This is a genomic window from Paenibacillus faecalis (genome assembly GCF_900289175.1).
GTDB classification, from domain to species: domain Bacteria; phylum Bacillota; class Bacilli; order Paenibacillales; family Paenibacillaceae; genus Paenibacillus_AQ; species Paenibacillus_AQ faecalis.
This window is the reverse complement of record NZ_LT985747.1, coordinates 1,377,121-1,403,095: the sequence shown is the minus strand read 5'-3', so window position 1 is coordinate 1,403,095 and position 25,975 is coordinate 1,377,121. Positions and strand designations below refer to the sequence as shown.

Annotated in this window: 26 protein-coding genes and 1 pseudogene; 21 read left to right on the top strand and 6 right to left on the bottom strand. The window is 44.8% G+C overall.

All coding sequences use genetic code 11. From position 1 onward, the window contains the following. Positions 1-81 precede the first annotated feature (81 nt). The 3 genes from C8268_RS06910 (at position 82) to C8268_RS06900 (ending at position 4,097) form a co-directional block, all read left to right on the top strand. Positions 82-1,089 (top strand): MBL fold metallo-hydrolase, encoded by a 1,008-nt coding sequence (locus C8268_RS06910; RefSeq protein WP_106766988.1) that lies wholly within the window; start codon positions 82-84, stop codon positions 1,087-1,089. Between the two features lie 205 nt (positions 1,090-1,294). Then, positions 1,295-2,920: an ABC-F family ATP-binding cassette domain-containing protein gene (locus tag C8268_RS06905; protein WP_106766987.1), complete on the top strand. Its 1,626-nt coding sequence runs from the start codon at positions 1,295-1,297 to the stop codon at positions 2,918-2,920. 307 nt (positions 2,921-3,227) lie between these two features. Next, a complete protein-coding gene (locus C8268_RS06900; protein WP_106766986.1) occupies positions 3,228-4,097 on the top strand; it encodes a cation diffusion facilitator family transporter in 870 nt (289 codons plus the stop codon). 132 nt (positions 4,098-4,229) lie between these two features. On the opposite strand, the gene C8268_RS06895 is transcribed toward C8268_RS06900, so the two are convergent. Then, positions 4,230-4,625: a hypothetical protein gene (locus tag C8268_RS06895; RefSeq protein ID WP_106766985.1), complete on the bottom strand. Its 396-nt coding sequence runs from the start codon at positions 4,623-4,625 to the stop codon at positions 4,230-4,232. A 215-nt stretch (positions 4,626-4,840) separates the two neighbouring features. On the opposite strand from C8268_RS06895, the gene C8268_RS06890 reads away from it, so the two are divergent. The 12 genes from C8268_RS06890 to C8268_RS06835 all read left to right on the top strand — a co-directional run bounded on the left by C8268_RS06890 (position 4,841) and on the right by C8268_RS06835 (position 17,628). Continuing rightward, the gene (locus C8268_RS06890) at positions 4,841-5,416 is read left to right on the top strand and encodes a hypothetical protein (protein WP_106766984.1); all 576 of its coding nucleotides are present in this window, start codon (positions 4,841-4,843) and stop codon (positions 5,414-5,416) included. Between the two features lie 196 nt (positions 5,417-5,612). Beyond that, on the top strand, positions 5,613-6,125 hold the full coding sequence (locus C8268_RS06885; protein ID WP_106766983.1) for a DUF948 domain-containing protein: 513 nt from the start codon (positions 5,613-5,615) through the stop codon (positions 6,123-6,125). A 60-nt stretch (positions 6,126-6,185) separates the two neighbouring features. Continuing rightward, positions 6,186-6,719 carry a hypothetical protein gene (locus tag C8268_RS06880; protein WP_106766982.1) on the top strand — a complete coding sequence of 178 codons (534 nt, stop codon included), beginning with the start codon at positions 6,186-6,188 and terminating at the stop codon, positions 6,717-6,719. A gap of 75 nt (positions 6,720-6,794) precedes the next feature. Next, positions 6,795-7,142: a YflT domain-containing protein gene (locus tag C8268_RS06875; protein WP_106766981.1), complete on the top strand. Its 348-nt coding sequence runs from the start codon at positions 6,795-6,797 to the stop codon at positions 7,140-7,142. A gap of 217 nt (positions 7,143-7,359) precedes the next feature. Then, on the top strand, positions 7,360-8,541 hold the full coding sequence (locus C8268_RS06870) for a PP2C family protein-serine/threonine phosphatase (protein ID WP_106769867.1): 1,182 nt from the start codon (positions 7,360-7,362) through the stop codon (positions 8,539-8,541). Further along, positions 8,531-12,196 carry a response regulator gene (locus C8268_RS06865; protein ID WP_106766980.1) on the top strand — a complete coding sequence of 1,222 codons (3,666 nt, stop codon included), beginning with the start codon at positions 8,531-8,533 and terminating at the stop codon, positions 12,194-12,196. Before C8268_RS06870 ends, C8268_RS06865 begins: the two co-directional genes overlap by 11 nt. Before the next feature lie 75 nt (positions 12,197-12,271). Continuing rightward, positions 12,272-13,141 (top strand): CheR family methyltransferase, encoded by an 870-nt coding sequence (locus C8268_RS06860; RefSeq protein WP_106769866.1) that lies wholly within the window; start codon positions 12,272-12,274, stop codon positions 13,139-13,141. Positions 13,142-13,159: 18 nt separating this feature from the next. Next, positions 13,160-14,854: a response regulator gene (locus tag C8268_RS06855; protein WP_106766979.1), complete on the top strand. Its 1,695-nt coding sequence runs from the start codon at positions 13,160-13,162 to the stop codon at positions 14,852-14,854. 102 nt (positions 14,855-14,956) lie between these two features. Beyond that, positions 14,957-15,316 carry an STAS domain-containing protein gene (locus tag C8268_RS06850; RefSeq protein WP_106769865.1) on the top strand — a complete coding sequence of 120 codons (360 nt, stop codon included), beginning with the start codon at positions 14,957-14,959 and terminating at the stop codon, positions 15,314-15,316. After that, positions 15,313-15,765 carry an anti-sigma B factor RsbW gene (gene rsbW, locus C8268_RS06845; RefSeq protein WP_106766978.1) on the top strand — a complete coding sequence of 151 codons (453 nt, stop codon included), beginning with the start codon at positions 15,313-15,315 and terminating at the stop codon, positions 15,763-15,765. Before C8268_RS06850 ends, rsbW begins: the two co-directional genes overlap by 4 nt. Continuing rightward, positions 15,762-16,532 (top strand): sigma-70 family RNA polymerase sigma factor, encoded by a 771-nt coding sequence (locus C8268_RS06840; RefSeq protein WP_106766977.1) that lies wholly within the window; start codon positions 15,762-15,764, stop codon positions 16,530-16,532. The genes rsbW and C8268_RS06840 overlap by 4 nt, the downstream gene beginning before the upstream one ends. Before the next feature lie 112 nt (positions 16,533-16,644). After that, on the top strand, positions 16,645-17,628 hold the full coding sequence (locus C8268_RS06835) for a magnesium transporter CorA family protein (protein ID WP_106766976.1): 984 nt from the start codon (positions 16,645-16,647) through the stop codon (positions 17,626-17,628). Between the two features lie 127 nt (positions 17,629-17,755). Here the strand turns inward: C8268_RS06835 and C8268_RS23420 are convergent, their stop codons facing one another. The 3 genes from C8268_RS23420 to C8268_RS06820 all read right to left on the bottom strand — a co-directional run bounded on the left by C8268_RS23420 (position 17,756) and on the right by C8268_RS06820 (position 19,075). Next, positions 17,756-18,226, bottom strand: a complete 471-nt coding sequence (locus C8268_RS23420) for a DUF5665 domain-containing protein (RefSeq protein WP_337441787.1) — start codon at positions 18,224-18,226, stop codon at positions 17,756-17,758. Between the two features lie 132 nt (positions 18,227-18,358). Then, the gene (locus C8268_RS06825) at positions 18,359-18,766 is read right to left on the bottom strand and encodes a YtxH domain-containing protein (protein ID WP_106766975.1); all 408 of its coding nucleotides are present in this window, start codon (positions 18,764-18,766) and stop codon (positions 18,359-18,361) included. Between the two features lie 51 nt (positions 18,767-18,817). Continuing rightward, a complete protein-coding gene (locus C8268_RS06820) occupies positions 18,818-19,075 on the bottom strand; it encodes a GlsB/YeaQ/YmgE family stress response membrane protein (RefSeq protein WP_106766974.1) in 258 nt (85 codons plus the stop codon). A gap of 229 nt (positions 19,076-19,304) precedes the next feature. On the opposite strand from C8268_RS06820, the gene C8268_RS06815 reads away from it, so the two are divergent. Beyond that, the gene (locus C8268_RS06815) at positions 19,305-20,309 is read left to right on the top strand and encodes an asparaginase (RefSeq protein ID WP_106766973.1); all 1,005 of its coding nucleotides are present in this window, start codon (positions 19,305-19,307) and stop codon (positions 20,307-20,309) included. Here C8268_RS06815 and C8268_RS22640 read toward each other — a convergent pair. After that, the gene (locus C8268_RS22640) at positions 20,295-20,474 is read right to left on the bottom strand and encodes a hypothetical protein (RefSeq protein ID WP_158702691.1); all 180 of its coding nucleotides are present in this window, start codon (positions 20,472-20,474) and stop codon (positions 20,295-20,297) included. The two genes, C8268_RS06815 and C8268_RS22640, sit on opposite strands and share 15 nt — an antisense overlap. Before the next feature lie 558 nt (positions 20,475-21,032). Next, a complete protein-coding gene (locus tag C8268_RS06810; protein ID WP_106766972.1) occupies positions 21,033-21,257 on the bottom strand; it encodes a DUF1128 domain-containing protein in 225 nt (74 codons plus the stop codon). A 175-nt stretch (positions 21,258-21,432) separates the two neighbouring features. Between C8268_RS06810 and yyaC the strand changes: the two genes are divergently transcribed. The 5 genes and pseudogenes from yyaC to C8268_RS06785 all read left to right on the top strand — a co-directional run. Continuing rightward, on the top strand, positions 21,433-21,972 hold the full coding sequence (yyaC, locus tag C8268_RS06805; RefSeq protein ID WP_106766971.1) for a spore protease YyaC: 540 nt from the start codon (positions 21,433-21,435) through the stop codon (positions 21,970-21,972). Between the two features lie 115 nt (positions 21,973-22,087). Then, positions 22,088-22,879 carry an alpha/beta fold hydrolase gene (locus C8268_RS06800; protein ID WP_106766970.1) on the top strand — a complete coding sequence of 264 codons (792 nt, stop codon included), beginning with the start codon at positions 22,088-22,090 and terminating at the stop codon, positions 22,877-22,879. Positions 22,880-23,142: 263 nt separating this feature from the next. Next, positions 23,143-23,826 carry a DUF6483 family protein gene (locus tag C8268_RS06795; RefSeq protein ID WP_106766969.1) on the top strand — a complete coding sequence of 228 codons (684 nt, stop codon included), beginning with the start codon at positions 23,143-23,145 and terminating at the stop codon, positions 23,824-23,826. A gap of 76 nt (positions 23,827-23,902) precedes the next feature. Beyond that, positions 23,903-25,090, top strand: coding sequence for a class I SAM-dependent methyltransferase (locus C8268_RS06790; RefSeq protein ID WP_234032685.1), 1,188 nt, complete (start codon positions 23,903-23,905; stop codon positions 25,088-25,090). Between the two features lie 266 nt (positions 25,091-25,356). Next, positions 25,357-25,975: pseudogene (locus C8268_RS06785) on the top strand (O-antigen ligase family protein); the annotation flags it as partial.

Sequence of the window (25,975 nt, the reverse complement as noted above, 5' to 3'; positions counted from 1 at the left end):
TATATATAGTAAAATGTGAGTCCGGTTGAGCATTATAAGAAAAATTGGTTTAAAATATACAGTAATGGAAGGAGGGACAGAATGCCAAAAATCCGCTATAACAATATCGATAACGTCAGTACAGATAAAACCTTGAAGCAGTTCAGGCAGTGGCGTGACGAACGGCGCAGGAAGAAAAAAGACTATTCATACGTCATTCCAAATCTGGCGCCGGATCTCGATTATTTACACGGAAACCGGCATGAAACCTCCGTCACCTGGGTGGGGCATTCAACTTTTTTCATTCAATATGAGGGCTTGAATATCGTAACCGACCCGGTATGGGCACGGAGGATGGCATTCTCGAAACGTTTGGGAGAGCCGGGAATTCCGATTGATCAAGTCCCGCCGCTTGACCTCATTCTTATATCGCATTCTCACTACGATCATATGCATATTTCTTCTATCCGCAGGTTGTATCGGGCAGAGACGACCATTATCGTTCCTGTCGGACTACGGCGTAAAATGCTCAGCAAAGGCTTCCGGCGCGTCATTGAGCTGCAGTGGTGGGAGTCGACAACAATTGGCGGTGTCGAAATTTCTTTTGTGCCTACACAGCATTGGACACGGCGTACGCCGTTTGATACCAACACTTCGCATTGGGGAGGTTTTGTGCTGGAGCCGGAGCTTCAGCAGAAGGAATCCCGCGATCCGGAGGCAGACTCCGAGGATACAACACGGGTTCTTCCACCGAATTTATATTTTGCCGGAGACAGCGGTTATTTCCATGGTTTTAAGGAAATCGGCAACCGATACAATATTCATATTGCGCTTATGCCTATTGGAGCCTATGAACCTGAATGGTTTATGACCTCGCAGCATGTGACCCCGGAAGAAGCTTTGCAGGCGTTTTTGGATGTAAAAGCCGAAACGATGATTCCGATGCATTACGGCACATTTCGGCTGGCAGATGATACCGCACAGGAAGCTTTGGAACGGCTGGAGCTTGAGCGTAAACGGCTTGGAATCAGCGAAGAACAGATTCGCATCTTGAAACACGGGGAGACCTTTAAAGTGGAGCCGAAACGTAGAGAAGTACAATCCTCATAATCAGCAAGCTAGAAAAATCTTATAAAAAACCTTCTGATGCCTGTTTCCCGGACAGCGCTTTTCAGAAGGTTTTTTCTGTTGTTCACACTTTTTTTGTCCCGTATGCATCATGTTGACGTTTTTAAACGGGCAAGGCTTCGTTAAAAAGGCTTCTTGTGCTATAATGTGCTGGGAAACCAATAGTATAAAAGGATGGTAATGCTTAATGATCAGTACAAGCGGCGTAACGCTCCGCTATGGCAAACGAGCACTATTTGAAGATGTAAATATAAAATTCACTCCCGGGAACTGCTATGGCCTGATCGGAGCTAACGGTGCGGGCAAGTCTACGTTCCTTAAAATTCTGTCCGGTGAAATCGAGCCGAACCAAGGCGAGGTTCATATGACACCGAATGAACGGTTGGCTGTCTTGAAGCAGAACCATTATGAATATGATGAATTTGAAGTTTTGGAAACCGTTATTATGGGTCACGCACGGCTCTATCAGATTATGAAGGAGAAAGATGCGCTATACGCAAAACCGGATTTCTCGGAAGAAGACGGTATGCGTGCTGGTGAGCTGGAGGGAGAGTTTGCAGAGCTGAACGGTTGGGAGGCCGAATCGGATGCGGCAGCGCTCTTGATCGGGCTTGGTATTCCACGCGAGCTTCACGACAAGAAGATGGCTGAGCTTGGCGGTAAAGAGAAGGTCCGCGTGCTCTTGGCTCAAGCGCTGTTTGGGCGTCCGCACAATTTGCTGCTTGACGAGCCTACGAACCATTTGGATATTGAATCGATTCAATGGCTCGAAAACTTCTTGATGGATTATGAAGGTACGGTTATCGTCGTATCCCATGACCGTCACTTTTTGAACAAGGTATGTACGCATATTGCGGATATCGATTTCGGTAAAATTCAGCTCTATGTGGGCAACTATGATTTCTGGTACGAGTCCAGCCAGCTGGCGCTTCAGCTGCAGCGTGAATCAAACAAGAAGAAGGAAGAGAAGATTAAAGAGCTTCAAGCCTTTATCCAGCGTTTCTCGGCGAATGCTTCGAAATCGAAGCAGGCAACGTCACGTAAGAAGCAGCTCGACAAAATCACGCTGGATGATATTCGTCCTTCGAATCGTAAATATCCGTTCATTAACTTTAAGCCAGAGCGTGAAGCGGGTAAGCAGCTGCTGACTGTTGATGGCATCACCAAGACGATGGAAGGCCAGAAAGTGCTGGATAACGTGAGCTTTGTTGTAAACAAAGGTGACAAGATTGCATTTGTTGGCCCGAACAGTCTGCCGAAAACGGCGTTGTTCCAGGTTATTACCGGTGAAACGGAAGCGGAAGCCGGTGAGTACAGCTGGGGAGTGACAACGACCCAGGCTTATTTCCCGAAAGACAACTCCGCATACTTCGATGGCGTAGATTTGAATCTGGTGGAATGGTTGCGACAATACTCCAAAGATCAAGATGAAACGTTCCTACGTGGTTTCCTTGGACGGATGCTGTTTTCCGGTGAGGAAGCATTGAAGAAGGCAAGCGTTCTGTCCGGTGGAGAGAAGGTCCGCTGCATGTTGGCCAAAATGATGCTGAACGGTGCGAACGTGCTTATTTTTGACGAGCCTACGAACCACTTGGATTTGGAGTCCATCACTGCGCTGAACAACGGGTTGATCGATTTTGACGGCACGATGCTGTTTACGTCGCATGACCATCAGTTTATCCAGACGATTGCGAACCGGATCATTGAGATTACGCCGACCGGCATTATTGATCGTACAATGAGCTACGATGAATATTTGGAGAGCGAAGAGATCAAAGCACTGCGCGCGAGCATGTACCCGGTTGAAGCCTAAATTAGAATTTGAAAAAGCTGTATCCTCGGAATGAGGAGCAGCTTTTTTGTATTTTATCCTGGTTCATCATTTCACGTACTTGTTCGGGAGTTGCATTCGTTATTAAAACGGCGGCAAAGGTAACAATAGATATATTCGGCTATGGTTTTCTTTTTTTGCCCCAAGCAACTCTGTTTCTTATGTCTTACAAGGTTTCTCTTGTCTCACAAGGTTTCTCTAGACCCACAAGGGATGCCTTTGCTAGGATAATGAAGTAAGTTATGAAGCGGCCCTTGGTAAGAGAGAAGCAGCGAAGGAGACATGTACAGTGAGTGTATATGAAGATATTAAAAAAGGAGAGCGCGGAGCGTGGATCAGCATTGCTGCTTATCTGATATTATCTGCGTTTAAATTAATCAGCGGATTCCTGTTTGCCTCAAGCGCGCTATTGGCAGACGGTTTCAATAACCTGACGGACATTGTAGCCTCGGTTGCTGTATTGATCGGTCTGAAAATATCGCGGAAACCTCCAGATTCAGATCATGCATATGGCCATTTCAGAGCCGAGACGGTAGCGGCACTGATCGCCTCATTCATTATGGCTTTAGTTGGCATACAGGTGCTCGTTCAAGCGGTCGGGTCCTTTTTCGAAGGAAGCAAGGCTGCACCGAACCTTTGGTCGGCAGGTGTGGCTGTAATGTGTGCTATTTTTATGTATGGCGTATACAAATATAATGCCCGGCTGGCACGACAGATCAACAACCAGGCGCTGATGGCTGCTGCGAAGGACAATCTATCAGATGCGATGGTCAGTATAGGCGCGGCTGTAGGTATTATCGGAGCTCAGTTTGGTCTTCCTTGGCTCGATACGGTAGCGGCACTTGCTGTTGGATTGCTCATTTGCAGAACGGCGTGGGAAATTTTTCGTGATTGTACACACAGTCTCACGGACGGATTCGATGAACAGAGGCTGTTGGATTTGCGCAGGACCATAGCACGAACACCTGGTGTAGAAGGAATCAAGGATTTAAAGGCAAGAATTCACGGCAATCATGTGCTCGTTGATGTTGTTATTGAGGTTGATCCGCAATTAACCGTTATCGAAGGGCATCAAATAAGCGACACGATTGAAGAGCGAATGGTAAAGTACCACAATATTATGCACGTTCATGTTCATGTGGAGCCGAAGGACCTGTAAGGTCAGCATTCAAATTCAATACAAAAAGGACTGCAAATCTGAACCGTACTCAAGTGGCTAGATACATCTAACCATTGAAGTGTAGTTCAGTGTACGCAGTCCTTTTTTGAAATCTAAGAAAGTATAGTTTGGCTATTTATTTTCTACAAAGATCCAGGCCTTTCCAAGCCAAGTGTAAATTTCAACCCACTCGCCGTTTTCGACAATCACTTTATCATTGCGCGTAGCATCGACGATTTGAGGTTCCAGTGCCCCCATGAAATCACCGTTTGGCATAGTATAGAAGTACGTTACTTTGGTGAGATCTATCATCTCTGCAGGGTCTAATATCACTTCATCTGCTTTAATGGTAGGTTCTTTGAAAATCCATTTTGTTGGGGGTGTCGGGGTTGTGTTTACAGTGCCCTCAACGACCGTTTCAGGAGCTGACTCAGTGGAATCTGCGGAATCTACGGGATCAGCCGCCGCTGCTGTGGATACGGATAAAGCAAGGCCAAGCGCTGCTGTAATGCTAAAAATTTTTTTCATGATTTGTCTCCTCCTTAAAAACTTTTTATTATGTAGTGCTATGAACGATATAACCATTATATAGGCAAAATGAACCAAATAATAAGGTTTGTTTTTCCAAAACAGATTCGCTTTGTACTCGGGAACGTGACAAGGGAGACCGATTTCGCTATACTTTTGGACAAGTATTACCGGATCAGCTCATCCGGAAGAATACTTAAAGGAGGGATAGGAAAATGAGTCGCCGGAAGAGGAAAGGCAGCCGGTTTTTGCTTGCTTTTTTCATATTCATCATGATTGCAGCCGGTGCAGGGATCTGGTATATCGCCCCGACCAAAACAATGGATTTAACATATCGTTCAATTGATATAAAGGATAAACTCATAAGCATGATAGAAAATCGCCAACTGGAAATGACGCTCAGTGAAGAGGAAGTAGTTCAGATGAGCAAGAAAAATCTGGTCCAGTATTTGAACACACATGAGCTCGGCGTAGACATCACCGGTGCGGATTTTCATATGAATGGGGCGGTGATGACGGCGGATATGAATGGGAAGTGGGGAGTTTTGCCCTTTGGAGTTACTTTGGAATTCCATATGACTTCTAGCGGAAGCAGAATCATTTTGGAGCATCAGCAGACCAAGGTCCGTAGTTTAGACATTCCGTTGTCTATTTTTAAGCTGGACCCTATTGAAATTTCATTGAAAGACTATACTCCTGATATGGTGACGGTGAAGGATGTTGAATTTTTGCAAGAGGGTATGAAGCTGACATTTAAAATCGATTGGATGAGTGTTCCGTCATTATGGTAGGTTTATAGAATATGATAGCAGTACCGGCTTTAAGCTAAGGGCAGTTCCAGGTCAATTCGGCCTTTTGGGACGGCCCTTTTCTTACATATGAGGATGATTTAAGTGAAAACCAGACAACGCTTTCTTGTTTCGTGCCAAAAAAGAGGGGGTAACTAAGAAATACCGGAATAAACCAACTGAAAGTGAGGTCGTATCCATGCTAATTGAGATCAGTGTTCTGATCATCGCAGCTGCGTTTGCCATTCTTGTCTTTTATCTGATAAAGACCTTAAAGGCAGCGACAAACTCCTTGGATAAAGTAACCCAGACGCTTCAGGAAGTTCAAACGACGATAGATGAACTGAGTTATGAAGTCAAGCAGACGATTCGCAATACGAATGATATTACCGAAGATGTTCAGCACAAGATGAAGCAGATCGATCCGGTGATGGTTACTGTTAAAAATTTGGGCGAAGCCCTGAGCGAAGTGACCTATGCGGTGAAGGAAGTTTCTGCTGGTGTCATCAGCCGAGTGAAACAAGCTAAAGCAGAAAAAGGGAAAAATGAACGGATTCAGCCACAAATGCCGATGACGGCACAAGACCGCACTTTCCAGTCTTACGATGCTGCTTATCGCGAATCGAAGGCTTCCAATTCGGGAAAATGGTTGAAATATATCGATATGGCAGCAGGTCTTTGGCACAGTTTTCGTCGTCAGAAAGTCCGTTAAGTTACAGCGGAAAATCTGAGTTGGCCGGTTGTCGTAAGGAAAAAGAAAGGGTGAACAATCATGTTGTATGTCACACTTCTGATGCTGGGTATGCTTTCGCCCTACAGCGGCGGAGCAGACTTCGAGCCTGTTTTTGCCGCCGGAATGACTGCACCTGTAGTTCATGCGTCAGTATCTTTGAGTCCTGCGGTTTCTGCTAAACAGACCGAAGTGATCAAGGAATACGATTCATTGAATGGAGTAACCCTGATGGACCGCAAAGAGGATGTAGTACGCAAAAAAGGGGAGCCGCTGAAAGTGACACAAGATCCATTATTAGGAACGACCGAGTACCATTATAAGGATATGCTGGTCGGCCTCAATGACGGGTTAACGGAGTATGTACATGTGAAGCCTTCGGCTAAATCCATTCAGGTGAATGATCAGTCCATCTTTCTGACAACCGGTCATCTTTCAGCTTCTCTCGGTAAGCCGGATCATAGGGCCGAAGATGGAGATGTGTACGTAGAGGATGATAAGGCCCTTAAAGTATTTAAAGATCACAGTGCCGGAAAGATTACCGGGGTTGATTTATTTTTTAAATACAGCGAATAACTTGTTTCAAATTTATAGATTAAGGTTAAATAATCTAGGGCTAAAACCTAATACATCCTACAGGAGGTATTGATCATGGAATCTGCTAACGCAAAAGCCTACGCAAAAATAGTTGAAAATGGTACTCTGGCTGTTCAGGAAATTCAAAATTTACAAAATGCCGGTTATGTGACCGATCAAATTTATGTGCTTGCCCATGATTGGGAGAAGACAGAGCGTATAGCAAAAGCTTCAGAAGCGAAGGAAATTGGAATTTTAGAAGAGGGCGTGTTTGACTCTATAGCGAACTTGTTCCGCTCACGTGGAGATGAACTGCGTGCCAAGATCGTTTCACTCGGATTCTCGGAGGCGGAGGCCGATTTTTATGAGAAACAGCTGGATCTTGGGAGGGTTCTAGTGATTGCCAAAAGGGATCTCAGTTAAGAAACAGGCTTTAAAACATAGATAAGGAATGGGACGAGGAAGGCGTCCCATTCCTTATCTATGTTTAATATTTGCTACTGTATTGCTAGTCTTGAATTGCTCTTGATGAAACATAAACTTTGCCGATCAAAGAGCGGCGGAGTTGGTTGCTTATAGTATAATGTTTTGGGAAAAGATTCTTTTTTTTATGTATTTACAGAACGTTAAGGAGAAGGTTATGAAAATATTAATCGTTGATGATAATCCGACAAATGTCATAATTATCCGGGAAATATTGAAAAAAGAACAATACCGTAATATTGCTACTGCATCTTCTGCGCTGGAAATGTTGGACACGCTCGGCATAGAAGCACAGGGTGCATCCGCTTCTTCCAAGCGGGTTGACGTTGATTTGATTCTCCTCGATATGATGATGCCGGAAATGGACGGAATTGAAGCTTGCCGGATTGTTCAGCAGTATGAACATTTGAAGGATATTCCGATCATTATGGTGACCGCGGTCGGTGACTCCAAAAAGCTGGCTGAAGCGCTGGATGCTGGAGCCGTAGACTACGTTACCAAACCGATCAATAAAGTAGAGCTGATGGCAAGAATTCGTTTGGCGCTGCGCTTAAAACATGAGAAGGATTGGCATAAGGAGAGAGAGCAGCGAATTCAGGAAGAATTGAAACTTGCAGCCATGGTGCAAAATGCGGTCTTAAGTTCTCCGATTGTTGAGAACTTATTTGAGGTTCATGCCCTTTACCAGCCATCGGCTGAACTGGCCGGTGACCTTTATGCATGGTTCTCGCTTGGGGACGGTCGGTATGGCATTATACTGCTTGACATGATGGGGCACGGAATTTCCTCTTCTCTTTTCTGCATGTTCATTGCTTCCGTTTTGAAAGATACAGTTACCACTTATGTGGAACCAGAAAAGGTGATACAGGAACTGAACCGCAGGTTCAATCAGCTTCATCTGGATGATCAATTAATTCAATATTATTTTACGGCGATTTATCTGGTCGTGGACACCCGCATGAAACGTGTCGATTATGTCAATGCAGGACACCCGCCGGCACTGTTCTTTCAGCATAACGGGGATATCATGACACTGGATCAGGGGTGTTGTCCGGTAGGATTGTTTGACCGGATTGAGCATATGGAGCCGCGCAGCTTTCACTATGAAGGCGACGCTCATATAGCGATGTATACGGATGGCATATTGGATCTGGTTGAGGGCACTCATGAGGACAAGCTTGAATATTTGAAACAGCATTTGGCCGGTTCCAGTCAGTGGAGAGAAGATGAGATGAAGGAGCATTTCTTTTTAGAGCATCCCGCCGGGGAACGCGATGATGATAAATGTCTTGTATGGATAACGCTGAAAGAGACAGAGGGGGACGGGAATGAAGATTAAAAGCAAGCTGATTGTAGGCTTCACAACATTGCTTTCAATCATGCTTATTCTGACGGTGATAGGATATGATCGAATCAGTTTTATGAATGACCAGCTTGATCAGATTTATAACGAACGTTATGTGAAGGTACGGGATTCGAACGCTGTACGTGGGCAAGTGAATGATATGGCACGCGAGCTTACCAACATGATGCTGAGTGAGGAGACAGCAACTTCGGACAAGGCAAGAGCTGATATTGAAGCGATGGACAAGAAGGTATCAGAATATTTTGAGAGATTGAAAAATAGCATCAATACAGCGGAGGAGCAGCAGCTGCTTAACCGAATTGAAACGGCCAGAGAAGAATATGCAGGATATCAGTCCAGAACCCTGGAGCTTTTATCCGAAGGAAACTTAAGCGGAGCCAATGCTTACCGTATTACGACAGGGCAAGCGGTCCAGGATGAAATGCTCGACAGTCTGAACGCGCTATCTAGTTATCAGAACGCTAAAATCGATGAAGATATAGCAAGCGCGAAAGCAGCCTATGAGCGGTCTGTTCAAATTACAATCTTGTTTATGACGGCCGGGCTTCTGATCGGCATGGCTGTTATTTTGTGGGTCGTTCCGAGCATTACTCGCGGAATCAATGTCGTTTCCATGATGATTAAAAGCTTTGGAGAAGGCCGAATGAAGGCGATCCGACGAATCAAGGTGACCTCCAAAGATGAGATAGGGCAAGTTGCGCAGGTATTCAAGGAAATGGCTGAAGATATCGAAGAGAAACAACAAATGGAACAGACTTATTTGCAGGCGCAGCGTGATCAGTCATGGATTAATTCCAATCTGGCCAGAGTGACTGAACTTCTCGAAGGGATCAACTCATTAGAAGAAGTCAGCCAGCGATTTATCAGTGAATTTACGCCCGTACTGGGTGCTCATTATGGGGCGATTTATATTTGTGAAGAAGATAAAGACCCAAATAAGCTCGAGATTCGGGGTTCTTACGCATTTGTAGACGATGAAGCTCCAAAACAGAAATTTACGATAGGTGAGGGGCTGGTAGGTCAGGTGGCTCTTGATAAAAAGCCGGTTTCGCTCGCCAGTCCTCCTGAAGATTATATGAAGGTGAAGTCTGGATGGGGTTCTTCTAAGCCGGGGTCAATCCTGATTTATCCAATTTTGTTCGAGAATGAAGTCCTTGGCGTTGTGGAAATAGCTTCGTTCGAAAAATTCACATCGCTTGAGGAGCAGCTGCTTTCACAACTAACTCAGGCACTTGGCATCATCCTGAATAATATTATGGGCCGTATGCGGGTGGAAGAGCTGCTGCGTGAATCTCAAGCACTTACGGAAGAACTGCAGTGTCAATCGGAAGAGCTGCAATCCCAGCAGGAAGAGCTTCGCCGTTCGAATGAGAATTTGGAAGAACAGACAGAGGCGCTTAAAAAGTCTGAAGAACTTCTTCAGCGCCAGCAGGAAGAGTTGGAGCATTTCAATACAGAGCTTGTTGTCAAGACACGGGCTCTGGAGGAACAGGTCCAGGAAGTGGAAGAAAAGAATCTTGAGATCGAAAAAGCGCGCGAACAGTTGGAGAAACAGGCGATGCAGCTTTCGATCACGACCAAATATAAATCGGAGTTCATGGCCAATATGTCCCATGAGCTGCGCACACCGCTAAACAGTTTGTTGATTTTGTCCCAGCTTCTTTCCGAGAACAAAGAAGGAAACCTGTCGCCTAAGCAGATTGAATATGCCAAGACGATCTATATATCGGGTGCGGATTTGCTCAAGATGATCGATGAAATCCTTGATTTGTCGAAAGTCGATGCCGGAAAAATGGTTATCAATAACGAACCGATCTACATGAAGGAGATTGAAACATTTGTACAGCAAAACTTTGCACCGATCGCCTTGGATAAAGGGATTGAATTGAAGGTGGAGATTGAGACCGGGGTGCCTGAGAGTATCGTTTCGGATAACCACAGGGTGAAGCAGATTTTGCGTAATCTGCTGTCCAACGCCTTTAAATTTACGAGCAAAGGTTCTGTAAAACTGAACATTGCTCCAGCGGATCCGAAGAAGCTTCCTCCATTCCTGAAAGATGAGAACGGTTATGTAGCATTTTCTGTCCAGGATACGGGGATTGGAATTCCAGAAGATAAAACAGATCTGATCTTTGAAGCGTTCCAGCAGGTGGATGGTACAACAAGCCGCAAATATGGAGGAACCGGACTTGGTCTATCCATTAGCCGGGAACTTACCCGCCTTCTTGGCGGTGGTATTGATGTGGAGACGGAAGAGGGTAGAGGAAGTTGCTTTACACTCTATCTGCCTAAGAAGCGCATAGAAAGCATGGCTGAACAGGAAGCGGCAGCGACGGAGCAAGCACCTGACTCAGAGCTGCTGTTATCCAATGATTTTGTTTCTGAACCGAAGAATGATAAGAAGGAAGTCCCGCCATTACAGATTGAGGATGACAGGGATCAGATCGGGCCAACCGATAAAGTGCTTTTGATCGTGGAGGATGATGATAAGTTCGCCAGAATTTTATTGGACATGGCCAGAGGACGCGGATTTAAGGGATTGGTAGCACTGCAAGGTGATGTCGGTCTTAAAATGGCCCAGTCGTACCAACCAGATGCGATTATACTGGATATTCAGCTGCCGGTTATGGATGGATGGTCCGTGCTAGGCGAGTTGAAGAGTTCAGCATCTACCCGTCATATCCCGGTGCATGTGATTTCGGTTGTTGATGAAGTGAAGCAGGGGCTGATGATGGGAGCCATAGCGTATTTGAAAAAGCCATCCTCGCGCGAAGCGCTGGAAGGCGCCTTCTCGCATATCGAGTCCTATACAGAGCAATCGGTGAAACATCTGCTCATTGTGGAGGATGATGATATCCAGCGCCACTCGATCATCGAGCTTATCGGGCATGATGATGTTTCAATAACCGCTGTACCAACGGGCAGCGAAGCGCTTGAGGAGCTGAAGAAGCAGCGTTACGACTGTATGGTGCTCGATCTGATGTTAGCGGACATGGACGGTTTTGATCTGCTGGATCAAATTCGTGATGATGAAAGACTCGTCGATTTACCGATTATCATTTACACAGGCAAAGAGCTGGACAGCAAGGAAGAGACCCGCCTGCGGAAATATGCGGAATCGATCATTATTAAAGATGTGAAATCACCGGAGCGACTGCTGGATGAGACGACGTTATTTCTGCATCGAGTAGAGGCCAATTTGCCGGAGGACAAGCGAAAAATTTTGCAAAAGCTGCATAATAAAGAAGTTTTGTTTGAAGGAAAGAAAATACTGCTGGTCGATGATGATATTCGGAACGTGTTCGCCCTCTCAAGCGTACTTGAAGGCTATAACATGGAAGTCACTTTTGCCGAGAATGGTCGAGAAGCTATAGAGATTCTCGAAGCAAATCCGGATTTTGATCTGGTGCTGATGGACATGATGATGCCGGAAATGGACGGATATGAGGCTATGCGAAGATTGCGTCAAATGCCTCAATTTGAGAAGCTGCCGATCATTGCCCTTACCGCAAAAGCGATGAAAGAAGATCGGGCGAAGTGCATTGAAGCCGGAGCATCGGATTATATGAAAAAACCGATTCAAACGGAACAGCTTCTCTCGTTGATGCGGGTATGGCTTTACTCGTAAAATGATATTTTCGGAATACTTTTGGGTAATAAATAATCGATAGAATAATGTTAAAGGGAGAGCCGGTGTTAAATGATGACATCTATGGACCATACAGAGATTGAAGGGACTTTAGAAGATCAGAATGATCGGGAGCTGGAACAAATCGAGATTGAGCTGCTGCTTGAAGGCATACATCGATTTTACGGTTATGATTTTCGCAACTATGCTCTCCCTTCATTGAGAAGAAGGATCTGGCACTATGTTCATGCAGAAGGTTTATCTACAATCTCTGCTTTGCAAGGGAAGGTGCTTCACGATCGAGAATGTTTTGAACGCCTTGTTCATAACCTGTCCATTCCGGTTACGGAAATGTTCAGAGACCCTAACCTTTTTCTAACATTCAGGGAAAACGTGGTCCCGCTTCTAAGAACGTATCCGTATATCCGAATTTGGCATGCTGGCTGCTCAACCGGCGAAGAGGTTTACTCCATGGCTATTTTACTGTATGAGGAAGGTCTGTACGACAAAGCCCGTATTTATGCTACGGACATGAACTCCCGTTCTTTACAGCAAGCTAAAGAGGGTGTCTTTGATATAAAACGGATGAAGCAATATACGAAAAACTATTTGGAGGCAGGCGGCACACGTTCGTTTTCTGAATATTATACGGCGAAATACAACTCTGTTATCTTTCAACCGTTCCTGAAGAAAAATATGATTTTTGCAGAACATAATTTAGCCACGGATCGTTCTTTTAACGAGTTTAATGTCATCTTTTGCAGAAATGTGATGATCTATTTTAATGATGAGCTTCGCAATCATGTGCATGGACTTTTTCATGAAAGCTTAAATCATTTTGGTATTCTTGTGCTCGGAGCAAAAGAGTCGATTCATTTTACAGACTATAGTGAATCTTACGAAACGCTGGACCGGGCAGAGAAAATATACCGAAAGATTAAATAGTGTGTTTAGGAGGATTTCATGGGGTTTCACGATCCGATTCATATTTTGCTGGTAGATGATCGCCCTGAGAACTTGCTTGCACTGGAAGCGGTGCTTGACAGTACGCAGTATACGCTTGTCAAGGCAACTTCCGGAGAAGAAGCGTTGAGATGTCTTTTGAAATATGATTTCGCTGTAATTGTACTTGATGTTCAGATGCCTGGCATGGACGGAATAGAAACGGCACGGCTCATAAAAGCGAGGGATAAGACGAAAGATATTCCGATTATATTTATTTCGGCAAACAGCAAGGAAGCGGAGCACTTGTTTGCCGGATATTCAGCCGGAGCGATTGATTATATGGTCAAGCCGTTCATCCCGCAGATTTTAAAGTCGAAAATCGAAGGGTTTGTCGACATGTATCTGACGAACAAAAGGCTGAAGACACAATCCATGCTGCTGCATCAGAAAACACAAGAACTTGAGAAGATCAATCAGGAACTGGTTCAGGCTAAGGAAGCGGCTGAAATTGCAGCTAAAGCCAAAACCGAATTTTTGGCGATGATGAGTCACGAAATCCGTACGCCCATGAATGGGGTGATCGGTATGATCGATCTGCTCATGGATAGCGATCTGAAGGATGAGCAGCGGGAATATGCTGATATTATTCGCAACAGCGCTGATGCGCTGGTCTCGATTATCAATGATATTTTGGATTTCACCAAAATGGAATCCGGGAAAATGGAACTGGAGGAGCATCCCTTTGAGCTTAGAACTTGTGTTCAGGAGGTCTTTAGCCTTTTTTCAGCGGAAGCCAGTAAAAAAAATTTGGAGCTTCTATACATCGTAGACGATCAGATCCCGCATATGGTTTATGGGGACATGGGGCGTTTGCGGCAAGTGCTGATGAATCTCGTATCCAATGCGATCAAGTTTACGAACCAGGGTGGGGTATATTTGGCTATTTCACTCATTGAACGAGAGGGTGAAACCTTGACTTTGGAATTCAATATAAAAGATACGGGAATCGGTATTTCGGCAGATAAAATGGACAAGCTCTTTAAACCGTTCTCTCAGCTCGATTCTTCCATGACTCGTAAATACGGGGGGACAGGACTGGGCCTAGCGATCTGTAAGTCGCTTGTACAGATGATGGGCGGAGAAATTCGGGTGGAATCCACGGAAGAGACAGGAGCTATGTTTGTTTTTACGATTAAAGTTCAAAATCATGAAGAGGAAGATCAGTTGCTTGGCCGGGATATGCCTGATGATTATTTTAATATTCATGAAGATGAGCAAACCCCTCACGTACTTGTCGTTGACGATCATCCGATCAATCGGAAGCTCATGGTGAGTATGATGGATAAGCTTGGGCTGAATGTCGATTTAGCTGAGGACGGGAAGCAAGCGGTGGATATGGTGAATGCGGGCCAGTACTACGACATGATATTTATGGATCTTCAGATGCCGATTATGGATGGGCTGGAGGCTACCCGACTGATTAGAAAGAAGGAGTTCCCAGGTTCGGGACCGATCATAATTGCGATGACAGCCAATGTAATGGATGGTATCCAATCGAAATGCCTGGAAGCCGGTATGAATGATTACATCAGCAAACCGGTCAAAATTACGAGTGTTAAGGAGCTTTTGACTCGTTATCCACTGCCGACATGTCCGGATACCTCGCTTTCGAACAAGCAACAAAAGGCTGCTAGTGTTCACCATGTTCAATAGTTTCAGATCGAAAAAGCTGCACGATTTAGTTACTCAATTGTTTCAAAATATCGAATTACGGGTTATTTGTAAGGAAATCAAATAATGGGAGAGATTGTGCCTATGAATATGAACAATGATGATAAATTCAATGCTAGGACTCATATGAACGAAGGAAACTGCACCGTATTTTTAAGTGGCGAGCTGGACTTATCCGTTGCACCTGATTTTCGAATGGTCATGGAACCGCTAGTAAATAATTCAGAAATCGATTTAATCGTCAATATGAAAGATATGACATACATTGATAGCACAGGTATCGGAATTCTATTGTCTATATTGAAGGCAAGACACAACATGGAAGCTCGCTTTACCGTCGAGGAAGTTCCTGAGCAAATTCAGAAATTGTTTGAGATGACGGGTATAGCGAAGTTCTTTACCCTCCAGGAGAATTCCCCAATAGGAAAGGAACGAAAAGAATGAGTGCTGAAATACAAAAAATAACGTTGAATTTACCTGCCAATGCGGAATACGTTGATATTGTTCGATTGAATTTGTACGGAATAGCTTCCAAAATGGGTTTTACTTATGAAGAGATAGAAGATATGAAGGTAGCTGTTTCCGAAGCTTGTAACAATTCAGTTTTATATGCTTATGGGCAGGAAGGCGGAATGGTGGAAGTCGTATTTGATGTTACCAATGATTCGTTATCCATCACGGTCAGAGACGAAGGGGAGAGTTTCGAAAGTGGTGCGAATTTAGATAACCGACCTACCCTCCATGATAAAGATCTGGATGAAGTACAGATTGGAGGTCTGGGTTTTTATTTGATGGAGGCGCTCATGGATGATGTGAGTGTGACGAACGAGACGGGAAAGGGAACAAAAGTTGTTCTTACGAAACGACTTGCGAAAAGCGAGGAGCCCATATGAATGAAAAAGTGACTCCCCCAGAGTCCAGAGATGAAGCGATCAGCCTGATTGAGCAATACCAGAAAAGTAAGGATAACGAAATTGCAACCGTCTTGATTCAAAAATACGAGCCCATGGTCAAAATGGCCGCCGGGAAAATTTCCCGGAATCGACCTGATCTATATGAAGACTTGTATCAGGTGGGCCAGATGGCTTTGATACGACTGCTGCAGCAGTATGATATCAGCCTGGGTATTCCATTTGAACCTTACGCCATGAAGAGCATGATCGGTCATATGAAGAACTTCTTGCGGGATAAATCGTGGTATATTCAGGTTCCCCGCCGCATTAAGGAAAAGGGTGCACTGGTCCAACAAGCGATCGATGATTTGATGATGAAACTGGAGCGTTCACCAGATGTTAAAGAAATTGCAGAGCATTTGGATCTGAGCGTTGAGGAAACGGTAGAAGTACTTGCCGGACGTGAATGCTATCATTATGTATCATTGGATTCTCCATTATCTCAGGAGGAAACGGGTGCTACTCTGGGCGAGCTGATCAGCTCGGATGTCAATGATTTTGATTCGGTGGAAAAACGTATGGATTTACAGCAGGCGTTAAGTCAGCTGAAGGAGCAGGAACAGAAGGTGCTGCTCTTGGCATTCCAGGATGGGCAGTCTCAGCGGGCTATCGCTCAAAAGCTGGGTGTTTCACAGATGAGTGTATCCCGTATCCAGAAGAGAGCAACGGAGAAACTGAAACAAATTATGTCTAACTCATCGTATTGATATGGACAAGCATTTCTATATCAGGTGGAAGGACTGGACTACATAAGGCACGCTATTTTCGTACAGAGGATAGGCGTGCCTTTTTAAATACATAAAGGAGGTGAATCGGTAGATGGTTCTCTTGAAACCGGAGGAAGGCCAAAGATTATACAGCTACGCGGGAGGCTGGGACTGGTACGATCTTCAAGTGGATGATTGGAGTTCACCTCTTATTGGCGAGCTGCGTGCAGAATATCCTTATACATCGCGATGGTTTGATCTGATCCCTTCATTGGAAGATCAGAATTATTTGTCTGTTCGTTTTCCTGATGGAGTAAATCCTGTTATTGTAGGTTCCATACTATATACAGTAGCTCCTGATCTGGATAACCATAAAGATGAGTATGAGCAGTTTTATTTTTATATCGACAAACAAGTTCTGATGACATTTAACCTGGATGAGCAAACCCGAGAGATGATGGGAGAGAAGGAACGCATCTGTATGCTTCATCAATGCTCACGCCCCATTGAAGGGATGTTTGTTCTTTCACGAGCGATACTGCATTATTTTCATGTCGGTATGGACAAGTTTGAGGTCAGGCTCCGTGAAGTTGAAATCACGATGAGGGAGCAGAATGAGCGTAATTTGATGGATAAAATACTTTCAGCCCGTTTTGAACTGCTTCACTGGAGCAATCTCTTTATCCCTTTTCAGGAATTGATAGCAGCCTCTAAGGAGGGGTATTTAGATACGGTGGAGAACAGCAAATCTTATAAACAACTGGTTCACCGAGTTGAACGAATGGATAAGCTGTTTCGGCATTATGAGGATGAGATCGACACTTTAGTTTCGATCGATGATGCGATTGCGGGCTTCCGTGGGAATGAAATTATGAAGACGTTAACGATTATGACCGTAATTTTTACTCCAGCAACAGTCATCGGCGCTATATGGGGGATGAATTTTGAAAATCTTCCTATCATCAAGGCATCTTGGGGATTTTTCGCGGTTATTCTTCTCACTCTGTTTTTTACAGCGGCGATGTATATTTGGATGCATGTTAAAGGCTGGACAGGTGATTTATTGAAGGTCAGATCCAAGAGTAAAAATATATAGGGTAGAGGCCTCAGCTCATAACATAGATGTAAAAAAAGGTGTTCAAGCTTTGGAGGAAGGCTTGTAACACCTTTTCTTCGATTTTGGAGGACTCGGACGAAAGCGAAAGTCACGTTTGTCTTGAATGCTACATGGATTGATTAATATATTTTTGTAATTCTGCAATATAATCACCAATAAGCGGCATGTCTACAAAAAGACTCAGGATGTAACCGAGCAGGCCGAGAACGATAAACGTTCCGACCGTCATTCCGAGACCGCGGGAAAGTCCAGCAGTGAAGTTAGTAATTAAACGCTTCTTTGGACTCATGTAATTTTCGACAATGTTTTTAATATCGGCTTTTTCCAGGGAATCTGCGATTTTATCAAGTCGGCTATTCAGTTTCTTTACTTCATGTCTCAGTTCAAAGGGGTGTTCATCCACATCAAAGGAGCTGGGCTTTCGCTGCTTTGGATCAGATACTTCGCGTTCTTTGTTTGCCTGATCACGCTGATCACGCTGCTGATCACTTGGGCTGCTCTGCTTTTGCGAATGTTTATGATGATTCGGGCGATCAAAAGATCCAGCTCTGCCGTTATAAGATTCGGCTTTACCCATATTCGATCCCACCTTTCTAAAAAGCAGCCGGTGCTTTCTATTTTAAATATAGATCTGCCTTTCATGTATCGTCTTCATGTCTTGAAATGGAAATAGCCAGCTGATAAAGCTGGCTATTTTGAGCTTGGGGGCTTAGTATCTAGTCGGCTTCATCTCTTGGTTCGCCTCAGAGGAAGCTTCTTTTGCTGTGTTTTTAACTTCCTCAGAAGCAGCAGCCGCTTCATCTGTCACTTCCATGGAAGCCTGTTTTACGCTCGACATAATGTTATCCCGACTTTCATTTACGGTTGTCATCACATCTGAAGTCTTGCTTCCTACTGTTTTGGCAAGCTCCGTAGCTTTGTCCCCGACGACGCCTGCAACTTCCTTGGTTTTATCTGTAACCAATGTGATTTTGTCTGAAAGATCTCCGCGAAGCTCACGTCCGGTCTTCGGTGCACACAGCAGAGCTGCTGCAGCGCCGACGATCGCGCCGATAAAAGCACCTTTCAGAAAAGCTGATCCGTTTTGTGTCGAATGTTCTTGTTCCTTGTGATTCATAACATTCACTCCTTTGGATTCATATCATTCAGCATGTCTAATCTTGTAGGATTAGGTAGTTCTTCTTAATAATTTGGATAAAAGTCCTAGCAGAAATACGAAGATTGCTGTACCGATGATAGCCGGAACAATAGCAAATCCGCCGATTTCCGGCCCCCAAGCACCCATAAGCATAGGTCCGAGCCAAGCGCCGATAAAGCCGGCGATCATGGAGCCAATAACACCACCTGGCATATCATGACCTACTAGCGCATCACCGATGATGCCGATAATGATCGCCATAATGATACTGATAATAACTCCCCACATATATTCGCCTCCTTTTCAGAGTCTTGACCCTCGATGGGGCTTGCTTATCTGTATATAAACGTGGAGGAAGTCGATGAAACAACATCGGGGAAGAAAGAACAGCGTATTTTTGCCTGCTGATATATGATCATTTTTGTACTATAATAGTTAAGCTGAATGACCAGATTTAAATTTTTACATTTCATTATGGGCATGAATATAGGGACTGTATTAGAAGGAGAGAGGCATTATGGAGACCGTTCTGGTTAAGGAATATCGAGCAGGTATCGTGGAGTGTATCCATAGCGGACATATATGTATCGTAAACGATGAGGGAAAAGTAAAGGCCTTTGCAGGAGACCCGAATTACGTTACATTCACTCGTTCTTCTGCGAAGCCGCTGCAGGCTATTCCGGCCATTCGTGCGCATATAGCAGACCGTTATAAACTGATAGATCAGGAAATTGCTATAATGACGGCGTCCCACAGAGGGGAGCTTAATCATCAGAAAACGTTAATCTCTTTAATGGATAAGACCGGAATCGAAGAACATGAACTTGTATGTGCTTCGAGCTATCCGCTTGATCAGGATACAAGAGAGGCTCTCATCCGCAAGGGAGGACATAAGCGCAAAATTTTTCATAACTGTTCGGGAAAGCATCTTGGAATGCTTGCCTACAGTCAGATGAAAGAGTTCCCCCTTTCAGGTTACGAGGACCCTGATCATCCCATGCAGCAAGAGATTGTAAACACGATTGCGTACATGAGCGGTCTATCTAAAGAGGAAATCATACTTGGCACAGATGGGTGCGGCCTTCCGGTGTTTGCATTGCCGCTGCAAGCATTGGCTGTAGCATATATGAAGCTGGCTTGTTCTGATCGGATCGATGACGAACCGACCCGTAAAGCGGTCAATAAGATTACACATGCGATGAATTCCCATCCCCTTATGGTGGCGGGAAGCGGCAGATTGGATACGCTTTTGCTTCAGGATAATAATATCGTCGCCAAGGGCGGTTTTAAAGGAGTTTACTGTTTTGGTCTGAAAAAGGAGCGTATTGGCGTAGCCTTTAAAATTCTGGATGGTTCGGAAGAAGAATGGGGATATATTACGGAATCCATACTGGAGCAGCTCGGTTACGATAACCGTTCCACGATGGAAGCCTTAAGGAAGGCGTGCACGAAGGAACTGTACAATGACGAAGGGCAAAAAGTAGGCAACACGGAAGCGGCGTTTACTTTAAACTTCGTGTAGATCACTATACAATTCATAAGTTGCAGCCTCGTTCTCACAAGAAACGGTTCCGTTGTCTTTTAATAAAAAGGACGACGAAACCGTTTCTTTTTTGTACATTCGCACCGCACGAAGTTCCCAGCGCACGATGTTTCGCTGCGTGACAGCGGTCGGTCGACCACTCATTGAGGAACTTTCATGTTTGAGTGGCGTTAACGTTATCCCCACCCGACCGATGCACGTAAAGCGAGAAATATACTCATTGCCTGCAAAAGGGACAGTTTAAGTGCAAAAATACACTTAAATCATCGATAGTTTCTCTTTTTGGTCAGTTTACCTGCAAAAATACATTTGATTCCGCCCGGTACAACCTTTTTGGCGAAAAGTTTGAATTTTAACTGCACTTTTGCATTTAATTCTCTCAAAATCGAAAAGCCCACATTTTTGAATGTATCTTTGCAGTTAAGCGTGACAGGCGATGGCCTGTTGAATAATAAGTACGGGCGACTTCAGGTCAGCGTTGACCTCATTCTGCTATCCTTACGTCCTACGATGTCGTAGGCTATTTGTTTCTTGACCACGATAGAATCTATAAGTTTCCAAAGCCAAGAGGAGATAATCAAATTGTATTTGTCGATAAAAACAATCTTTAGCCTTGGTTGCTTATCCTCGCAAGACTTACTATAGAAGCTTTCTAATTGTTGAACCGTACAGAACTTATTGAGTGTAACGAACGTGATAAGGCTACTTTAGTCGCAAGCGCCCTAACTCAGATACGAGTGCTTCTACTTCGGATATGCTCAGCGTGTCCTTGCTCATCACCATACCATACAGATCACGAATATCTTCATATTGATCAACAGAGAAGGCTGATGCCTGCATAGCGGCCGCTGAAGCCATGCGCAGCTTTAATTTCATTTGCTCGATCATAAACTCAACATTTTCTTGAGACTTTTTATCCAGATCCATTATTGACATCCTTCCTTTTAAATTAATCGTTTACCGTCCCTGTATTGTATCACGCCGCTGCCGGACGAACCAATGATTTTGCCACCGGGCTTTGGTTAGGGTAAAATCAGGGAAACTGAGGATTCAGCAGTATGATGTAATCTGTAGCAAATGGTATATTTGTGGGAGGGAAGAAATGGGGAACTATGCAGGTTTTCAGCAGGCTGTGCCTGCGGCAAAGATCAAATTGTCGGGAGAGGAGCTGCACGGTTTTTTCAAGAGTGTATCTGATCAATACTCCATGGACCAAGTTACGTTTTTATGTATCGGAACAGACCGCTCAACAGGCGATTCGCTTGGCCCATTGACAGGAAGCAGACTGCTCGAATATGGTTTTCCGAACGTGATCGGAACACTTCCTGACCCTTGTGATGCTTGTAATTTGGAGTCCAAGTTGAAGGAGATTCCGAAAGAAAGTATTATCATCGCGATTGATGCTTGTTTGGGACAGCCCTCTTCTGTCCGCTTTTACTTTGGCTCGCAAGGCCCGCTGCATCCGGCCCAATCCGTGGGAACTTCGCTTCCTGCAGTTGGTCATTACAGCGTTGCTGCGGTTGTGAATGTACAGGGACCCAAGCCTTACTGGACTTTGCAGGTTACTTCTCTTTATTTAGTGATGACCATGGCGGAACAGATCGCTCATGCGGCAGCATCGGCCTTTGGCCTTAGTGCTTGAGGCGGGCGTTTCAGCCGGATTGTTTATGGTTTAATATTAGTACATCTTTTATATCTAAAATAAAACAGTAGATCGCTTCATTGAAGAGTCTATTTATAGAAAGAAGGGTATCGTCATGGAAAGTGTACAATGCAACGGCAATACAATATGTTATTTGCAGCAGGGGCAAGGAGAACCGGTTATTTTGCTTCATGGTTTTTGCGGAAGCTCTTCTTATTGGGAGCATATGCTCCCATATTTGAACGGTTACCGTGTGATTGTCCCGGATCTTCGGGGGCATGGCCGTACGGATGCGCCTGTAGGGCCTTATACGATTGAACAAATGGCTGATGATGTGTTGCAGTTGATGGATGAGCTGGATATTCAGAAGGCAACGATCCTCGGACATTCCATGGGTGGATATATTGCGCTGTCATGTGCCCAACGATACACTTCGCGCTTGAACGCATTTGGTCTGATTCATTCTACAGCCTATCCGGATTCCGATGAGGCGAAGGAGAAGAGACTGGATGCAGTGAACGCGATTCAAAGAGAAGGAATGACAAACTTTATTGACGGACTGATCCCTGGTCTGTTTGCTCCGGGAATGGAGCACAAGAAGCCGGAATGCATTCAGAAAGCGAAAGAAATTGGATATTTGACTCCACCGCAGGGAGCAATCGGTGCGGCCATGGCTATGCGTGAGCGTCCTGATCGGAGAGATGTTCTATCTTCCACCATACTTCCTGTCTTGCTTGTTGCGGGTGAGAAAGACGGTCTTATACCGCCAGAGCGAGTCTTTACGGCAGATCAATCGAATGTAACCCGGCATATCATTAAAGAAGCGGGTCACATGAGTATGATGGAGGAGCCAGAGACGTTGGGGAAAGCAGTTTCTGCATTTTTGGAACATGTACATTCATCTTGATGACCATATAGAGAAAGTTGCGGGGCTGTCCCCATAGTAGCTTTTATGTTCGATGGGATACCGTTGAATTCGAAAAGGTCGAGTTAGGGGTTGCGTATACTCCCGTACTCGATCTTTTTTTCTTCAAACGTTCATCTGGGGCATATTGATGGATCAATTCCGAAGAAGCGTGCAGCGCGGTTTGGCTTCACTGGAAAAACGATGCATGATCTTTTACAATCTAACTAATCTGTCTAATCTGTCAAGAAATGGGGAGTCAAAACATGTATCGCAAAGATTATATCCTTCGCCTTGTAGAGGAAATGACGCAGATGATATCCAAAGTATTTGGCTTAAAGCAGGAGAGAAAACTGAATGAAGCACTTTGGGAAATTGATGAAATGCTAAGCCGCCGATTTCGTCTAAATGCCAAGTTGTTGAAATCTTTGTCAGCCGAGGATATCGTTCAGTTGTTCCGAAACAGTTCGATGATTGAAGCGGATCAACTGCAAAGTGTAGCAAGGCTGCTGGAAGAAGAGGCGAAAATTTATAGGGAAATGGATCGCTTTGAGGATGGAAATACTTTGTTGGTAAAGGCTCTTCATTTATATATGACAGCTTCTTTGCATGGTGGAGATCGACATATGCTGGACATGTCTTTGCCGGACAAGATTTATGAACTTTTGGAGCGAGCACGCCCCTATGCCCTGCCAGATGTGACAGAGCGTCTATTGTTTGCTTTTACAGAACAAGAAGGCGCATATGCGGCGGCGGAGGACAGCCTATTCCGATTGCTTCAACGCGAAATGGCAGATTACCGGGAGGGCAAGCTGTTTTACGAACGTCTTCTGAAACTAGACCCGAATGAATTGCAGCGGGGAGGGCTTCCCCTTGAGGAAGTTCAGGAAGGTCTACAAGAGATGGGACTGCGTTACTCGCATAAGACCAAAACCAAGGATTTTGATTAAAGCCCCGAACTCTTTATAAGCATTGACCGAGGATGTTATCATAAATAATGTAGTTTAAGTGGGCTGCAAATACAACATGAAAGTGAGATGTATCTCTTTGGATGCACTGCGTAAACTCATTCACCAAATCATGGAGAACACGTCATTGATTACGGCCACCCTCAGCCATTTGCGTAAGCGGGAAGGGGTTTCTTATACGAAGGTGACAGTCAAACCGGTTGAACTGAAAACGAAGCTGCACTATCAGTTTGCCTATTATTCAGGAGCTAAGGTTACGCATGAGAATATTCCCGCTGATGAAGCCGAGGCTACTCTGATCAAGCTTTTGGAAGAGACGTTTCGCCAAGCGGTCATTTGTACACTCGAAGCGGACTATCAAGTGCTGATATCGAAGAAGTATAAGGTGTCCATTTTAACCAAATCGCCGACCAAAACGCGAAGTGATCTGTCCCATAATCGAAAAAAGACCTATGTGCTTGAGGAAGGCAAGCCTGTTCCTTTTTTAGTGGAGCTTGGTATTATGAACGATGAGGGCAAGGTGTATGCCCGGAAGTATGACAAGTTTAAGCAGATCAATCGTTTTTTAGAAATGGTTGAGGATGTGATCCCTTATCTTCCGGATGACCGTCCAATAACGATCGTTGATTTTGGTTGTGGTAAATCGTATCTTACATTTGCGCTTTATCATTATTTGGCGGTTACCGCGAACAGATCGCTGAAAATTGTCGGATTGGATCTGAAGGCGGATGTGATCGAACACTGCAGTATGCTGGCGAAAAAGCTGAATTACTCGCAATTGCGGTTTCTTGTCGGAGACATTGCGGAATATGATGAATTGGAACAGGTCGATATGGTCGTCACGCTTCATGCCTGTAACACGGCGACCGACGCCGCTTTGGAAAAAGCGGTTCGCTGGGGAGCGTCCGTTATTTTATCGGTCCCATGTTGTCAGCATGAGCTGTTCAACCAGGTGAACAGTCCTGTGATGGAGCCGCTGTTATCGCACGGCATTTTGAAAGAACGATTCTCGGCGCTTGCAACGGATGCGATTCGTGCCAAGCTTCTGGATTGCATGGGCTACCGCACTCAGCTGCTGGAGTTTATTGATCTGGAACATACGCCAAAAAACATTTTGATTCGCGCAGTTAAGGGAACGGCTGGAGATCAAAACAAGCTGTGGCAGGAATATACTGCGTTTAGAGATTTTTTGAGCGCTTCGCCATACTTGGAAGAGGCTTGTCGGGACCTCTTACCGAAGCCTTGAGCTTCATCCGTTCATATATCATATGTACACAGGTTAAAACGGTTTGTCCTAGAGCGTTGTCGCTATAGGTGCGAGCCGTTTTTTTGTTCTTAAAAAATATCGACATTTAGTGTTCATATCTGACGTTATATCAATTAGAGAATACATTGGATGTTACTCGACCAAAATGGGGATATATCCCGATTATCTAATGCGGGCTATATGGAATATTTCGATTTAGATGTATTTGCTGTACTTTAATTAGCTTGTGAAAAGGAGAGAAGCAAATGGGAAGCCTGCTTGTCCGGCACGGTAGAATGCTAATGTTAATGCTGATCATGGGAACAGCGAGTGTGAGAGCAGGCTTGTTTTTTGATGAGGATCTTTATGGAGTCAGCATGGTGTGGGGGATAAGTTTTGTGCTTGTGTTGATGAATAGCGGATATGCTTTGAAAAGTGACCCATTTCGTTTTCCGAAGCACTTGAAGAGTCCGCTTCTTCCTTTTCTGATATGTGCCGGTGCAGTGCTGGTGATTTATGTATGGCATGGAATACAAGGCTCGATATCCGCAGAGGGTACAGGAAATGAACTTATTCGATGGGGATTGTTCGCATCGGTTGGGATTGCTCTTTGGCTAGCGGGCAAAGAGCGAGAGGGCGAAAGGATGCTGCGCCTGATATGGCATATGACAGGCGTTATTTTGTGCGGCAGCGCTTTGCTTGCCGTCTATGGATTGCTCGATTTGCCGAACGCGATCTTTCGTTCGGCTGATCCTGAGGTAAGTGCTGTCGGCGCGAGATTGGGCGGCCTGCTCCAGTACCCGAACACGTTCGGGGCGGTCATGGCTGCCTTTCTGCTCGAGCGGCTGTTTGCACTGCCCGCCGCGCTCGGCAGGCGGGCGAGCC

Excerpts from the sequence above, each read along its gene's own strand:
- C8268_RS06840 (WP_106766977.1), top strand. The coding sequence starts at position 15,762 with ATGAATGAAAAAGTGACTCCCCCAGAGTCCAGAGATGAAGCGATCAGC.
- C8268_RS06815 (WP_106766973.1), top strand. The coding sequence starts at position 19,305 with ATGGAGACCGTTCTGGTTAAGGAATATCGAGCAGGTATCGTGGAGTGT.
- C8268_RS06895 (WP_106766985.1), bottom strand. The coding sequence starts at position 4,625 with ATGAAAAAAATTTTTAGCATTACAGCAGCGCTTGGCCTTGCTTTATCC.
- C8268_RS06820 (WP_106766974.1), bottom strand. The coding sequence starts at position 19,075 with ATGTGGGGAGTTATTATCAGTATCATTATGGCGATCATTATCGGCATC.
- yyaC (WP_106766971.1), top strand. The coding sequence starts at position 21,433 with ATGGGGAACTATGCAGGTTTTCAGCAGGCTGTGCCTGCGGCAAAGATC.
- C8268_RS06885 (WP_106766983.1), top strand. The coding sequence starts at position 5,613 with ATGCTAATTGAGATCAGTGTTCTGATCATCGCAGCTGCGTTTGCCATT.
- C8268_RS06905 (WP_106766987.1), top strand. The coding sequence starts at position 1,295 with ATGATCAGTACAAGCGGCGTAACGCTCCGCTATGGCAAACGAGCACTA.
- C8268_RS06860 (WP_106769866.1), top strand. The coding sequence starts at position 12,272 with ATGACATCTATGGACCATACAGAGATTGAAGGGACTTTAGAAGATCAG.
- C8268_RS06795 (WP_106766969.1), top strand. The coding sequence starts at position 23,143 with ATGTATCGCAAAGATTATATCCTTCGCCTTGTAGAGGAAATGACGCAG.
- C8268_RS06850 (WP_106769865.1), top strand. The coding sequence starts at position 14,957 with ATGAATATGAACAATGATGATAAATTCAATGCTAGGACTCATATGAAC.
- C8268_RS06870 (WP_106769867.1), top strand. The coding sequence starts at position 7,360 with ATGAAAATATTAATCGTTGATGATAATCCGACAAATGTCATAATTATC.
- C8268_RS23420 (WP_337441787.1), bottom strand. The coding sequence starts at position 18,226 with ATGGGTAAAGCCGAATCTTATAACGGCAGAGCTGGATCTTTTGATCGC.
- C8268_RS06875 (WP_106766981.1), top strand. The coding sequence starts at position 6,795 with ATGGAATCTGCTAACGCAAAAGCCTACGCAAAAATAGTTGAAAATGGT.
- C8268_RS06865 (WP_106766980.1), top strand. The coding sequence starts at position 8,531 with ATGAAGATTAAAAGCAAGCTGATTGTAGGCTTCACAACATTGCTTTCA.
- C8268_RS22640 (WP_158702691.1), bottom strand. The coding sequence starts at position 20,474 with ATGAGTGGTCGACCGACCGCTGTCACGCAGCGAAACATCGTGCGCTGG.
- C8268_RS06790 (WP_234032685.1), top strand. The coding sequence starts at position 23,903 with ATGAAAGTGAGATGTATCTCTTTGGATGCACTGCGTAAACTCATTCAC.
- C8268_RS06835 (WP_106766976.1), top strand. The coding sequence starts at position 16,645 with ATGGTTCTCTTGAAACCGGAGGAAGGCCAAAGATTATACAGCTACGCG.
- C8268_RS06800 (WP_106766970.1), top strand. The coding sequence starts at position 22,088 with ATGGAAAGTGTACAATGCAACGGCAATACAATATGTTATTTGCAGCAG.
- C8268_RS06910 (WP_106766988.1), top strand. The coding sequence starts at position 82 with ATGCCAAAAATCCGCTATAACAATATCGATAACGTCAGTACAGATAAA.
- C8268_RS06855 (WP_106766979.1), top strand. The coding sequence starts at position 13,160 with ATGGGGTTTCACGATCCGATTCATATTTTGCTGGTAGATGATCGCCCT.
- C8268_RS06890 (WP_106766984.1), top strand. The coding sequence starts at position 4,841 with ATGAGTCGCCGGAAGAGGAAAGGCAGCCGGTTTTTGCTTGCTTTTTTC.
- C8268_RS06825 (WP_106766975.1), bottom strand. The coding sequence starts at position 18,766 with ATGAATCACAAGGAACAAGAACATTCGACACAAAACGGATCAGCTTTT.
- C8268_RS06810 (WP_106766972.1), bottom strand. The coding sequence starts at position 21,257 with ATGGATCTGGATAAAAAGTCTCAAGAAAATGTTGAGTTTATGATCGAG.
- rsbW (WP_106766978.1), top strand. The coding sequence starts at position 15,313 with ATGAGTGCTGAAATACAAAAAATAACGTTGAATTTACCTGCCAATGCG.
- C8268_RS06880 (WP_106766982.1), top strand. The coding sequence starts at position 6,186 with ATGTTGTATGTCACACTTCTGATGCTGGGTATGCTTTCGCCCTACAGC.